This is a genomic window from Candidatus Symbiopectobacterium endolongispinus, assembly GCF_018777385.1.
Taxonomy (GTDB): Bacteria; Pseudomonadota; Gammaproteobacteria; order Enterobacterales; family Enterobacteriaceae; genus Symbiopectobacterium; species Symbiopectobacterium endolongispinus.
The window spans coordinates 1-13,145 of sequence record NZ_JAFJYB010000004.1 but is presented as its reverse complement, the minus strand read 5'-3'; the positions used below and the strand labels follow the sequence as shown (position 1 = coordinate 13,145).

Genomic DNA, 13,145 nt, shown 5'->3' with positions numbered 1-13,145 from the left:
TAATCGCTGGTTATTGTCTAAATTTTACCTAATTTATCGATTTTATAAAACCTTGGTTTAACGGAAACGATAGATTGTGCAAAAAATGCACTGGATAAACGTATCGGCGGAACGATCAACGGCAACATTATCTCACTAGGCACCCAAATCTTATTGCAAGGGAATGACCGCAAGCATCTGGGATTTCATAATAAGGACGGTAGCGTTAGCATGTGGCTCTACAAAGACAAGGGAGGTGATGGCGTCCGGCTAAATAACGGCAATGACGGTGGCGGAGATTGGGTATTCAATAAAAACGGGCATTTTTATGCCCCGCAGGCACTCCATGCCGCAGACGCTACCTATCAAGAAGATGGCAATATTCACGGTTCGGTCTGGGGTGGTCATATCAGCGGATGGCTAAATAATACCTTTGTGCGTGATATTCGATTGGGGCATATGCAGGAAGTTCAGATATGGAATGGACCAGGCTATCGTGATGAACCTTCGTATGTGATTACCGGCGTGTATAACGGTAATGGTGATGCCTATGTTGATTATGTTCAACGGCGCGTCCTACAAAAAAACATTAATGGTAACTGGATAAATGTGTGGTTTATGTGATGAAAAGCATTAAAAACTTTAAGCGATATCATCCTGATTCTGCTGATAAAAAAGCGCTAGAACTTTCTGTTGGTGCCATTTTTCTTATCTCGGAAGATGGTCAAGACTGGTATGAGTGCCAGAAAAGCTTTCAGCCCGATACGATGAAAGTCGAGTATGAAGCCGACGGAGTTATACGCTCGATGGGTTACTATATCAGCGGTTTCTGTCCTGAAGGGTGCAGCGTGGCAGAAGTATCCGAATGGCCTAAAGAGTCAGTCCCTAACCGAAAATGGTGTTTTGTCGATGGTGAGGTTGTTTCTCGTGTTTATACAGCAGATAAACTTAAGGAGCAAGCGACCCATAAACGAGACTATCTGCTTGAGCAGGCAGCAAAAATTATAGCGCCGTTGCAGGGTGCGTCAGACCTTGACATCGCTACAGAAGCCGAAAAAGCTGCACTGCTGGCCTGGAAAAAATACCGAGTGCTGCTAAACCGTGCCGATATCAGCAAAGCGCCGGATATTGCGTGGCCGTAATCACCACAGAAACCAGAGTAAAGTTCAATACTGTCAGGGCAACCTAATCTTTTTCTTTTAGCAGTATGGTAGTGATATTCAGACAATTTAAATGTCGTACACCATAATAGTCAGCATATCCAGACTCAATGCCGAGTCTCTTTGGTTATCTACAGCATTAAAGAAATTGTCTTTGTATTCACCTGGTCAGTATTAATTAACGACGCATGACGATCAGAAAGCAACGTTCTGGTGCCATAGGCATTATTATAGATATAAAAATCACTGGTCGATGAAGTCATGACAGGAACGTTTTTTGACGATAATTCATCATTGAGCGTCATAAGGTACGTATACTTAACGTTGTCATCGGTATTGACGTGTCCATCAAAAGAGCAACCAATTTCTCTATAAATCAATCCCCCCCAGACGAAATGTTTTTGTTGAACCGGTAGGGACACCGTGCGACGGATAATGAATGCGGATAATCGTTTCTGTTGTGAAGCTATCTGGGGAACTGATTGATGTTACCACATATTTCCCCACAGTTTGAAATCGTGATGCGGTGGCAATATGCTCGAGAAGCAACAGTTTCGTCTTGCCTGTTTCAATAAACCGGCCTCGTGTATTTAAAGATGATGTTGTTTCTAAAGTAGACTTATCAAGCGCCTTAAATAATACTTCCCCTAACTGATGCACTGATGTTTGTAATATTGCTACCAGCTTCAATCCCAGTCCTAACCCGGTATAAATATTTTTTGTACCATAAAAGGCCACTCCATTAATATTCCGTGCTGTTGCTAGTTTCGTAGCCGTGCCTACATTACCTGTGGTGCTCTGGTTGCCTGCCATGTTCACACCTGGCAGGTTGATATGCGCTGTCCCATCAAACGCCACGCCTGCAATTTTTCTGGCTGTTTTCAGGCGAGTTGCCGAGTCCGCATTACCATCAATATTGCCGATGATTAGCGTGTTAAATGTCTGTCTATTAATCCAACGATTTTCTTTTTCCAACAAACCAAGGTTTTTTATAAAAAGATTTTTGTCCGGGATGTCTGCGCCATTTTGATTTTTTGCTAATTTTTGATTTAATAAATTAATCACTGTTTCCGAAAATTTCGCATCATTGCCAAGGGCTTTTGCAAGTTTGTTTAGCGTATTCAAATCTACTGTCGCACCATCAACTAACGCGATGGTCGCTTTATTCGCTTCTGCCACAGACAATTTTTTCACCGCCTGATAAAGCTGGTCATGCTGGCTTTTATCCAATCGGATACCTGAACGCTCAACCACAGTACAAACTTCTTCCTGTAGTGCATCATAAATATCACTTATTCAATTTTGTTGACGGTGTGCCAGTAGTGGGATCGCCGTTGGTGAACCCGTTTTCCCCTGACCAAATTTATCTTTTTGTGCGGTTGGGGTATCAATGAGATGCATCATTTCCTCCTTTTATGTAGGCAAAAAGTACTTGGGTATGTGAAGGACACTGACGCTCAATAACGCATTCCACAGCGTTATCTCCCCACGTCCGAATCGACTCATTGCAAGAACTGGTACAACTCATCCAGTGTACATTCGCTTCAGCAGGAATATTGACTCGCCAGTAGTAGCGCCACTTGTCACCCCAAGACGGATCGGGTGTACTATCAAGATGTTGAAATTGTTCTATTGTTGCCGTGGGATAACCCAATATTTCTAACTGCTTTTTAAAGAATGCTTCGCTTATACCACCAACCGTATTCACCTTGGCATCAAGCACTTGTTGCCGTTCTTCTATCGTCTGCTTTCTATTTGCCAGGCATTTGTCCGGCAACCCGCATAATTTTTCGTAGCGGTTAATTAATTCAACCGATTGGGTCGGGTTAATTTCAACCATAAGGCTATCAGCATGTTGATGGGCTTGGGCCAGTGAAGGAGCTAGCCCTTTAATGAGCGGATCTTCTTCATCCCATGCGGGGCCTGGTGGTAATAACGTTCTCAACAATTGTGTGTATTCGTCGTCCAGATTTGCCATGGTGCTCACTCTTTATATTTTGCCCACGTGACCTCACCCAATACCGGCACTTCCGTCTGGGTTAATTCAATGTCTGCTGTTGGCACAATAAGACGATGGGCGACTTCACCTGCCGCAAGACTGATGGTCTCCTTGCTGCCGGGTTCGCCTTCTCGCAGTAAGAAGGCTTTGATTTCTGTCATGACAGCGGCTCGAATTTCTGATGTATCCGTCGATAAGGCAAGCGAGAGGGGGACGCTTTTTCTGTTACCGCAAAAACCGTTAAGCCACTTCCGGCAACGGTGGCAAGGGGTAAGATGTGCTCTTTGACTTTGGTTAATATCTCCTGTGTGGGGGCAGGATGGTCTACATTATCACTAGCAACCATGACCCTAACGGTGCCGATACCGTTCTTGTGTCGATGTGTCCATGCCCGGCTGATTCCCAGTACTTCTTTCGCCCAGCGAACATAATCACTATCAGCACCCCCTTGTGGCGTATCGTACCAGCGAGCCATAATACGCTGTTGCCAGTTATCAAGGTCTTCAATATCCGTTCCCGTCCTGATGCTATCGGCATAGCCGGTCGACGATAAACCGGAAATAGGCGTAGCGAGTCGTAGCGCGTTGCCGTCTTCGCAATTGCCCGCCTGACCGCTGCTTTTTGCAACGACGGGCACACGAAGTACACCGTTTGCCGCTTTTTTTATCGCTGTTACGGTGTAGATTTGCCCATCATCACGGTGCATTTCAGTGTCAGTGGGCAGCGATATAGCATTTTGTACACCTTCCCAGCGAACAAATCCGCTCGCGTTGGTTGCCCCTTTTCGTGGACAACGCTGGATATTATCGTGTCGGGTCAACCAGTCTTCATCGGCTAAATCCGGCAAGATATTACGCGCTAAATAATCGATATAACCATACAGAGTGTGAGTGGCGGCGGCCTGTACTCTTGCGTACACCTCCGCATCGAGGCGACGCAACACGCTATCTTCATTAAATCGCGTCAACAAATCACCACGAATAGTGTCTATCAGTTGTGGCAGTGTCGGGCGCGAAAAGCCGCTAGTTTGCATGGATTACGCGCCACAGGTTGTTGATGGTCATCGTTTTTATGTTATGGTCAGGTAACATCAGGATGACAGTTGCGATTAATCTATCGATGCCTGAGCGTACTACCTCAATATCAACCCGAAGCGCGATACCGTCGTCTGTCATCCATGTGAGTGCCTGAGCGATATATTCCTTCGCCTTTTGCGCCGTCTGGTTAGTTAAAGTGCTACGTTTTAACAAGTGCAATCGAGAGCCAATCCGGTCATTTTGTACGGTCGGCCAAGTATCGCCCCACCACCCAAACGGCGTATCCGTGTCATCATCCGGTTCAGCGCGTCGCCAGGTGAAAAGCGAGATCATCACTGCCCGCCTGAGCCGTTCCTGATCGGGTAACGCCGTATTCACTTTTTTATTCATCAGCATATTATTTACATCGGTTGATTGGGTTTGCCTGTTACGCCACCGCTATCACCTTTGTGATCGTGGGTGTTGTACTGCATCCGCATGGTGCTCAATGAGCCGGTTTTGTCCTGTACTTCTGCCTGTGAAACGATGGATTCTGCCGCAGTGATCTTTCCCGGCGTTTCTACTTGTTGTGTGTCCAGCACGATCTTGGTTTTGGCGTGAATAATAAAAGTGTCCGTGGTCGCTTCTATCAATCGCCCACGCTTGAGCATGATGCTGTCGCCTTCATCCTGCGTATAAACAACCTCGCTTGCGTATAAACAACCTCGCTAATGACCAATTCCCGATTGTTAAAGCCGAGCACGGGATCAAAAACAATAACCCGCTGGTTAGGTTTCCACAGACTGCTGTCACCTTGCCGCCAACCTTGCACCGTATAAGTGGTTTCTTCGGTTCTGGCGGCCCGTTGCTGCGCTTCAAATTTACTCCGTGCGCGACAACTGGCCCCGGTTGTATTGCCGGATTGTTGAATGTACTGTGGACGATAGCGCGTTATCTGGCTATCTTTAGCTTTGGCCCGAATGGCGGTTAATGTCGCTTCCCCGAAATCGTCATCATCACCCGATCGTTGACCCGCAACCTGATATTCGGAAAAGCGTTCACGGATACTCTGTTCCGTATCACAGGTGAGAATATTTTCTCCCCAGACAAGCGCTGTTGTCGCACGATCATTGCCGACAGTACCAATTATCAGATTGCCGTCTTCATCATCCCAGGCTAGCGTCTGTTGGCTTCCTAGCGCCTTGTTTAGCGCTTCATGGACTGTTTCCCCATAATCAGCCTGAAAAACCTGTAGCGGCGTTTTGGGGGCTTTTTGGCTAATGACCTTAATACCGAAGGGTTTTGTCAGTTCTGACGCGATTTGATAAAGTGTTTCCCTCGTAAATACTGTCGAGTTGGCGGCGCAATCAATCAAATCGGCTGTCTTGCTCCGGCCACTAATGCCAACCTGGATACTTTTAGCGTCGTAGCGTATCGGGGTGGCTTCAATCCAGCCGGTTAAGACTTTATACTGACCCATCAGAACTTCGACAAGTTCACCTTTTTAATTCTGGGCTGTAACGATACACTTCCCGATTCACCGGGCCACTGGCGAGTAATTTCCACATTGAAATCGCGTGATAATCGTTCGATACCCGCCGAAATCTGGACGCGCGTCCAACCTCCCCATTCGCGCCCGTTGACGCGCAATATCACGTAATCACTCATCTTGCAGGTACTTTCAAGGGTTTAACCGGTATAAAGCCAGGATGGTTAACGGCATTTCGGCGGGTGATATCGGTTTCTCGTGCGGCATTGTCATACCAGGTAGCAGCCAACACCAGCGCGGGTAGCACCGTTTCTGGCGTACGGGTAACTGTTTTTTCAACTTGCGCCAGTCGTGTTGCAATATCCCGGTTGGCATCGGTTTTTACCTGTTGCAAGGCGAGGAATAACGCATCGTCAAGCGTTGACGCCTGTTCGTGCTCGATGGATTGATTTAATGTTTCTCTCACTGCAATCAAGGCATCCCACGTGACCAACACTATCCTTTCAATTGGGCTATCTGTCGTAGCAGAAACAGTATGCAATGCGGGATGAGAAATATTGACCTGCATCTGACGTTTTACACGTTGATTAATCGGTAATAGGGCAGTACGTGGCGGTGGCAATTGTGTTAGTCGCCAGGTTGCCTCATGGATCGCCGTCGTACGCAACAAAGCCGCAATACGATTACTGTGCCTACGTTCAGCCTGTACACTGGGCCTATCACTTTTCCAGACGCCCAGCGGCGCTAAATCATGCCCTAGCGTAACACCCGCTAGCGTTTTAATTTGCTGTGCCAGTGTCGCCGCATCTTGCCCAGTACGTCTGCCCGCACGCCACATACGCTGTATCGCTTCGACCAGGATTTTACCGGATGAGCCTGGCTTTAAGATCACCGAAATATCGCCATGCAGTAGCCTTGAAGCGGCAGTAATGCCGCTATCAATAGTGTCAAAAGCTTTAGTGACGTTGTTAATCATGCTTTTAGTACGCGCTAACACGCCAACCTGTGCAAAATCCGGTAAACCTTTTAAGCCCACGTTAGCAAATGCCTCACCAATGCGATTATTCAAGACTGAGCTGGAAGAAATTAGCGTTTGGCCTGTGGCAATACCAGCTGTTGGGAAAGATAGCTCTCCAGCCTCAACCACGTTAAAGCTAACGCGACACATCCTGCCATCGCGCCCGCTATGGCTTACCCTCACTTAACCGTCAATACAAACGGCAATTTCACCGTAGTAGGGATGAACCAGTGTCCCCGGTCCCGGTGTATCAATAGCCACTATCAGCCGATCTCTGACCTCGAAGAAATCATCACCGACCAGATAGGCGTTGATAGTAAATCGTCGTGCGGCGCGTCCCAGATCTTCTGTATAGGGTTTATCCCTGTTCGGGTATTCGTGAACTTGTACTCGCCGTCCGAAAGTCCCCTCGTCGTCTACCTGAAACGGTACGCCGCGAAAGGACGCTGGACGCAGGTTATCTTTCCAGCTCGTCATCTAACCATCTATATTTAAATAAATGTGATTTTAATCAATAAATGTTATTGTATTACCAGGGCTTGTTTTTCAGTTTAACGGTACGAAGTTTTTCCATCACATAATCAAAATAATGATCGGCATCTGTTTTATTATTAAATTTTAATCGATAAAATCCTCCCCCTGACGCAGGAAATAAAATGTCATAAGTAAGATTGGGATTAAGTTTGTTGGGGAATATCCTGTCAATATAAGGAATTTTTGATAAGTTGACTATCACATCTTCGGTTTTATTATTTTCACGATACTTTATCCTTACAAATTTCATAATTGTTACTCCTTAGTGATTTTTTTTGGTGATAAATCAATCGCCTCTAACTTACTAGCTATATAGTCAAAATAATCATCCCTTTCTTTTGTGTTTTTAAAGGATTTTCTTTCGGAAAGAATTAATATTTGAGGAATACCTAAACTTTCTAATTTTCTTATTGAATTTATAGACTCAAAATTAATCCCTATCGTTTTCGTTGGTTCGTATGCGTTTCCATTATCGTAATTATCAACGTCTATTGTTAAAAAACTCATATGACTTCTCCTTTGTTTCACTCACTGTTTGGAAAATCGGTTATAGCCGACATCGTAACTCAGCCAGGGTAGGGTATTGCCAACCGGGGCGACACGCATGCCCGGTGGGGTATTTTCAAAGATGAGTCTGACTTCACCGTCTCGTGGCTCGTTTTTACCAAATGAATCAAGGGTATTAGGGGTATCTTCCTTAAATTGCCAGTTACCCTTGTCATCCTTAAGCAAGTGACTGTTGCCAATAATTGAACGACCAAATTCGCCCCAACCACTCGCTGTCCGAAGGTTTTGAAACCATTCATTACCCCCAAACACCGCATTAAGACCCTTGTCGACAAGCGGTTCGACTCCCATGGATACCGCACCAATCATCCCCGCTTTTCCCAGTACGCCCTTGATGCCTGAGGGACTGTTTTTAGCCAATGTTTTCATCTCACGGGTGACATTCCGAATCGATTTCACCATATCGACAGCCCATTTTGTCGTCACAAAAACCAGAATGCCGGCGAGCACGGTTTCCCAACCGCCAATTGCCTGAATAACGCCATCAATATCTTGCCATACCGCTTTAATAATCGGGCCGATCGTTTCCCAGTTTTCGACGATAAGTCCGCCGCCTATTACCATTAACGTGACCAGCTTACCTAGCGTCGACATTTTCATCACACTGTTAAAAATCCTGAAAGCACGGGTGACAACACCGACTGCTGTCGCGGTTCCCAATAGATAAAGACCCCACTTGGCGAAGGATTTAATCAGTTCTGGATTAGCTTTTGACCAGGTGCGAAATTGCTCAATCAACGGCTGGATTTTCTCTGTCGCTTCGACAATTGAAGGTAGAAAAATACTACCGATACTTACGCTGGCAACACGCATCTGATTTTTAAACAGTTGTATTGCATTTGCGGTAGTGACGGCACGAGTAGCATATTCTTTTTGCATCGAGCCGCCGTACTTTTGTTTATCGGCGACGCTATCCAGGTTAACTTCCAGTAATTTAAGGTTGGTGAGCAACGGCGCAATTGCCACAAGGGATTCAGAGCCAAACAAATCATTTAATAATGAGGCCTGATCTTTTTTAGGGACTTTTTCAATGGCTTCCAGCACCATCAACATTGCGCCTTTCGCGTCTTTCTGCATCTGTGCGGCCAATTTTTTGGGGCTTATTTTTTAAGGTGCGTAACGCGATTTTTTGTGATTTTGTCGCTGATTTCCCTTTGGTTAACGCCGGCATAAAGTTTTTTATGCCGGTTGCCGCCACATCTGACTCGACGCCCATACCGGCAATCGTTGCGCCAAGTGCGGCAATCTCACCGGAGGCGAGGCCCGCTACTTCACCCAGCGGGCCAATACTGGTCACAATTTCAGAGATTTTGGCGGCATTCGCTGGCCCGTTATTGCCAAGGTAGTTGATTTTATCGGCAAGCGAGACGACATAATTTTGCGTTAACCGAAAGGCGGTACGCCACTGTGCCATCATCTGCCCAGATTGCTCAGCCGTCTGGTCAAAGGCGATACCCATTTTTACAGCGGATTGGGCGAAGGACATTAATTCTTCTTTCGCTATCCCCGCCTGGCCACCTGCGGCCACAATCTGTCCAATACCATCTGCGGCCATCGGCAATTCTGTCGATAGCTTAAGAATATCTTCCGACATCTGTTTAAACTGCTCAGGCGTATCAAAATCAACCACCTTGCGGACATTAGCCATCGTCGATTCAAAGTCTATTGCCTGCTTGATAGGGCCAGCCATTGCGGTAACAATCCCGACCCCTAATGCCGCCGCGCCTGCTATTCCCGCGCTAAACCCTTTCTTGAAGGTCTTCATTTCACGCCGCATCCCCTTTAGCGGGGCAGAGAGTTTATCAACGGCAGTGATGATCGCTTTTAACTCAAAACTATTCGCCACTGTGTCGTTCCTTATTGATGCGAACAGCCTCTCCCCCCAGTTCAAGGAACTGACTCAGCGGATGTCGGCGTAATTCGAAGGGGTTTATGCGCCAGAACCAGGCAACGTTGTAGAATCGTCGTCTGAGACTGCCAGGCTCTGGGCACCGGTAAAAAAACTCACGATGGTCATTGAGGCGAGAAAGACATCATGTAGCGCCATCTGTTGCGCAGAAGAGCGGGGGATCCCCGCCAGTTCAGGCAGATAAGACAGGGCGGAGCGGGTATCCAGCCGCATATCGCCTCGCTCAGAGTAACTGAAAGGAATGCCAAACTTTTCGACCTGATCAAACGTCGGTTCCTGAATCTCCAGTACTGAAATTTTTTCGTTGTATATCTGAATAGGTTTGCTCAGTGTAATTGATTTTATTGATAAAATAATTCCTGTCCGTGAAATTCCATCTCAACCGTACCTTCGTCAGCGTTATATGAAGATTCACCCGACAGCCACGCGCCCGACAGAACATAAACCATGCCGTTAGCCAATTCAGCGGTGATGGTCATTTCATCTGCTGTGGTGAGTTTTTGGAGGGGAAACTGTCTCTCGACCTTAAATTCCGCCTTGATATAAGGCGCACGGTGCGTTTCCTTGTAATGCACACTGCCATCGATACCCACCACATCCTCTCCCACAGTGAGATTCATCGGCACTTCCACACTGCCATTCAGTGAGAGTTGCTGGCCATCCACCTTAAAATAGCAGGTTCCGCCCATTCTTCTTTTTCCCGTCATCACACCACCTCACCCTGGTTATATTGGAGCCTGAATTGATTCACCAACGCAAATACCCGCAGTTGATTGATATAATCCGCAGGAAAGACCACATCAATTCGATTGGGGTCATTGGCGTTGCGCTCAACGATGAGATGTTGACGAAAAGCATCGAAATTTTCGACAATCCCTTCATTTTCCAACTGGCGATACACCGCACAGAGTTCACCCTTGATCACGGCTGGCGTTACGATCGCTTGACCTGCCCCGAATCTGGTACCGTCACCGGCCAGTTTTTGTCGCCCGTACTTGCTGGTGATCACCGATTTCAATCGCCGCAAAAGGTAAGCGCTGGTATAGAGTGTTTCACTGTCCAGATAGCTGTTATCCGCCACCCCGTAACTGTTTTTCTGGTAGGTCGTCACATCGCGCTGAATGCGTAATACGCCGCCTTCTACATTGGCGGTGGCGATACCGTGTTAAAGCAGGGATTGCTGCTCTGTCAAGGTGAAGCGTTTGCCAGACGGTGCGGGTAATACTCCGTTTAACTCGCCCGTGTGGGTGGGTATGGCCGGATCGTTACGCAGAAATATCGCGCACCGTGCCAGTCGTGCAGCAACCACTTCATCCAGCGCGGTCTGGATGGCGGGTTCGTATCCTGCGATGGTGAGATGCGGATCATTGAACGTATCGCCAAAAGCGACCAGTTCACCGACCGTCCCTTTTTTTGGCAGTATAAACATGACCGTACAACGGCTGATAGGGACTCCAGCGCCCGTTCTTGTCGTTCATCGCCGCGCCCATCTTTTGCAGGGAAGCAGAATCGGCGAAAGGCAAGCCAATAAAATCAAATAACAAGTCACCCATTGCGCTGATAATGCTATCCATATCGGGGGAGCCAGCGCCACCACGCATTGGCGTAATACCGATATTCAAACCAGAAGGTGTATTCTCACCGCCTGTCGGAGAATAATAGTTCAGCATCAACGGAATATCGTTGCCGCTTAACCCTTTATGTTTTGCCGTCAAGCTGATTTTTTCAGCCTCCATAGTCGCGGTGACGGGTAAGTCCTCATTATCGTTAATAGCCTTGCCAAGCGCGGCGGCCACCGTATTCGCGGTATCTGATTTCTTGACGGCCGCTAAAAGACGTTGATTGCCGATATAGAGTGTGACGACACCGGAATCGGTTGCAGTGCCACTTATCGCAATCTCCCCTTTTGCTTCAGTGCCCGTCGTTTCAGGTACGGCAATGACAAACAGTTCACCGACTGCATCAATCCGGCGATACGCTTGCACCATACGGTGTAACTGGCTGCCACGACCGGCTAATTGTTGCATCATTTCTGCCGAGGGCATGATCATCGGTGAGTTCAAAGTCATTTGTGCAGTGGGTAGTGCATGCCCAATAAGCAGTGCGGGCCGCTGGCTTGCATCGTATTGGCAGCGCTGTTATCCATTTCTGGATAAAAACCAGGCACACGCAGATTAGCGTTCACGGTATTAAAGCTAATGGTCATTCCTGCGTCTCCTCTTTAGCTTTTTTAATTTGGTTCTTGTGGTATCAGTCGACCCTTGCACAATTGGGGAATTATCGGATTGACTTACTTCTTCTATATCATCGCCCTGTTTTCTTCTGATCCAAAAAGGGTCTTTTGAACAGGTAATCCTTCTTCAGGCAAATATTTCCCAAAATACTCTTTGGTATCGCGCATATATTGCGGAATAGGCACTTTTCGCCCGTGTTTGGGTTTTATAAAAACAATTTCTGGTTGTGTACCCATCATTTTATCTTCATCTCCAGATGCGAGTTTACGCTGCTTGATTGTTCGTTTAGATCAATAGCAACGGTATGAAAATCTGGTAAATTCTTGAGGTCAGCATCGTGGCGGGTATCTTCGGCGTTGATGTCTGTTTCAGTATTAAATTTAAACAGGTAGTGATATTCGGCGCGGTTTGAATCGGCTTCCTCTGCACCGTCATAATTAATCACCCCACAACCCGGCTCTGGCTGCCAACCAAGTAATGCCCGCCAGATTTCAGACCTGACTTCATTTAATGTGTCGACAGAGGGATATTGTCCCTTTTGATTACGTGCATTATTTAAAATCACCACGACATAAAAACTTTCGGTTAATGATTGCCAATAATCCGTTTGTGACCGTTGTTCATCGACAACATCTTCTCCCGGAATAACGTAAGCAGCTGGTAAAGCCAGTTTGCCGCAATCGGGTAAATCCTCATACTTTAGAGACACTGCCCACTCTGTTTTCAAAACGGGGGCACAAGGTTCGTAATGCCGCAATAATTGGACTAAGTTTCATTATTTTTTCCTTTCCTTCGCTCTGCCCGCAGTGATTGACGCAGTGCTTTCTTTAGCGTGTAGCTCGTCCAACTTTTCAGCCGCGTTAACGTGGCGACCATGTAATTTTGACGTTTCTCAATACGCCAACCACCGCGTTGGTGGTGACGTTTTTGTCGTTTGTGCTGTTTAGACATGCCGCGAGAAGCGCTACGTACCCCGTAATGCAGAAAAACAGGATAAAAATCCCCTTCAATCGGTTTACTGCCGACACCGCGTTTCTGATTGGGGGCGATCTTAACCATTAACCCGGGGCGTCGTGATGCCGCTTTCGGAACGTAATAACCAATAGAGCGCGCTAATCGTCCGGTTTGCCACCGTGGGGTTTCACCGGGTCGTGAACGGCCACCCCGCTTAATCAGTTGACGACGTGCTGCTTTCAGGTGCATTTGACCGACTTTCACAAAAGCACGACGGATCCTTGCG

General features: G+C 47.0%; 12 protein-coding genes and 6 pseudogenes. 2 read left to right on the top strand and 16 right to left on the bottom strand.

Translation table 11 applies throughout. From position 1 onward, the window contains the following. Nucleotides 1-153 precede the first annotated feature (153 nt). The gene (locus tag JZM30_RS15300) at nucleotides 154-603 is read left to right on the top strand and encodes a hypothetical protein (protein ID WP_252319713.1); all 450 of its coding nucleotides are present in this window, start codon (nucleotides 154-156) and stop codon (nucleotides 601-603) included. Further along, on the top strand, nucleotides 603-1,121 hold the full coding sequence (locus tag JZM30_RS15295) for a tail fiber assembly protein (protein ID WP_252319712.1): 519 nt from the start codon (nucleotides 603-605) through the stop codon (nucleotides 1,119-1,121). Before JZM30_RS15300 ends, JZM30_RS15295 begins: the two co-directional genes overlap by 1 nt. Before the next feature lie 387 nt (nucleotides 1,122-1,508). On the opposite strand, the gene JZM30_RS24795 is transcribed toward JZM30_RS15295, so the two are convergent. The 16 genes and pseudogenes from JZM30_RS24795 to JZM30_RS15215 form a co-directional block, all read right to left on the bottom strand. Further along, the gene (locus JZM30_RS24795; protein ID WP_438801510.1) at nucleotides 1,509-2,369 is read right to left on the bottom strand and encodes a hypothetical protein; all 861 of its coding nucleotides are present in this window, start codon (nucleotides 2,367-2,369) and stop codon (nucleotides 1,509-1,511) included. Between the two features lie 157 nt (nucleotides 2,370-2,526). Then, on the bottom strand, nucleotides 2,527-3,117 hold the full coding sequence (locus JZM30_RS15285; RefSeq protein WP_252319711.1) for a YmfQ family protein: 591 nt from the start codon (nucleotides 3,115-3,117) through the stop codon (nucleotides 2,527-2,529). A 5-nt stretch (nucleotides 3,118-3,122) separates the two neighbouring features. Then, nucleotides 3,123-4,171, bottom strand: a pseudogene (locus JZM30_RS15280) (baseplate J/gp47 family protein). Beyond that, complete coding sequence (locus tag JZM30_RS15275) at nucleotides 4,161-4,571, bottom strand: phage GP46 family protein (RefSeq protein WP_252319710.1); 411 nt, start codon at nucleotides 4,569-4,571, stop codon at nucleotides 4,161-4,163. The pseudogene JZM30_RS15280 and the gene JZM30_RS15275 overlap by 11 nt, the downstream one beginning before the upstream one ends. 5 nt (nucleotides 4,572-4,576) lie before the next feature. After that, nucleotides 4,577-4,825, bottom strand: coding sequence for a hypothetical protein (locus tag JZM30_RS15270; protein WP_252319708.1), 249 nt, complete (start codon nucleotides 4,823-4,825; stop codon nucleotides 4,577-4,579). Nucleotides 4,826-4,863: 38 nt separating this feature from the next. Beyond that, a pseudogene (locus JZM30_RS15265) lies at nucleotides 4,864-5,822 on the bottom strand (phage baseplate assembly protein); the annotation flags it as partial. Next, nucleotides 5,819-7,138 (bottom strand): annotated as a pseudogene (locus JZM30_RS15260) (DNA circularization protein). The pseudogenes JZM30_RS15260 and JZM30_RS15265, both read right to left, overlap by 4 nt. Before the next feature lie 52 nt (nucleotides 7,139-7,190). Beyond that, nucleotides 7,191-7,445 (bottom strand): hypothetical protein, encoded by a 255-nt coding sequence (locus JZM30_RS15255; protein WP_252319706.1) that lies wholly within the window; start codon nucleotides 7,443-7,445, stop codon nucleotides 7,191-7,193. A 5-nt stretch (nucleotides 7,446-7,450) separates the two neighbouring features. After that, nucleotides 7,451-7,702 carry a hypothetical protein gene (locus JZM30_RS15250; RefSeq protein ID WP_252319704.1) on the bottom strand — a complete coding sequence of 84 codons (252 nt, stop codon included), beginning with the start codon at nucleotides 7,700-7,702 and terminating at the stop codon, nucleotides 7,451-7,453. 21 nt (nucleotides 7,703-7,723) lie between these two features. Continuing rightward, nucleotides 7,724-9,608 (bottom strand): annotated as a pseudogene (locus JZM30_RS15245) (phage tail tape measure protein). An 84-nt stretch (nucleotides 9,609-9,692) separates the two neighbouring features. After that, complete coding sequence (locus JZM30_RS15240) at nucleotides 9,693-10,016, bottom strand: phage tail assembly protein (protein WP_252320577.1); 324 nt, start codon at nucleotides 10,014-10,016, stop codon at nucleotides 9,693-9,695. Then, nucleotides 10,013-10,378 (bottom strand): phage tail tube protein, encoded by a 366-nt coding sequence (locus JZM30_RS15235; RefSeq protein ID WP_252320575.1) that lies wholly within the window; start codon nucleotides 10,376-10,378, stop codon nucleotides 10,013-10,015. Before JZM30_RS15235 ends, JZM30_RS15240 begins: the two co-directional genes overlap by 4 nt. Then, nucleotides 10,378-11,877, bottom strand: a pseudogene (locus JZM30_RS15230) (phage tail sheath subtilisin-like domain-containing protein). Before JZM30_RS15230 ends, JZM30_RS15235 begins: the two are co-directional and overlap by 1 nt. A 93-nt stretch (nucleotides 11,878-11,970) precedes the next feature. After that, entirely contained in the window at nucleotides 11,971-12,144 is a 174-nt protein-coding gene (locus JZM30_RS15225; RefSeq protein WP_252319702.1) for a DUF2635 domain-containing protein, read from the bottom strand. Further along, nucleotides 12,141-12,681: pseudogene (locus tag JZM30_RS15220) on the bottom strand (phage tail terminator protein). The gene JZM30_RS15225 and the pseudogene JZM30_RS15220 overlap by 4 nt, the downstream one beginning before the upstream one ends. After that, on the bottom strand, nucleotides 12,671-13,145 hold a 475-nt coding region (locus tag JZM30_RS15215; protein WP_252319698.1), incomplete at its 5' end, for a hypothetical protein. The gene JZM30_RS15215 and the pseudogene JZM30_RS15220, both read right to left, overlap by 11 nt.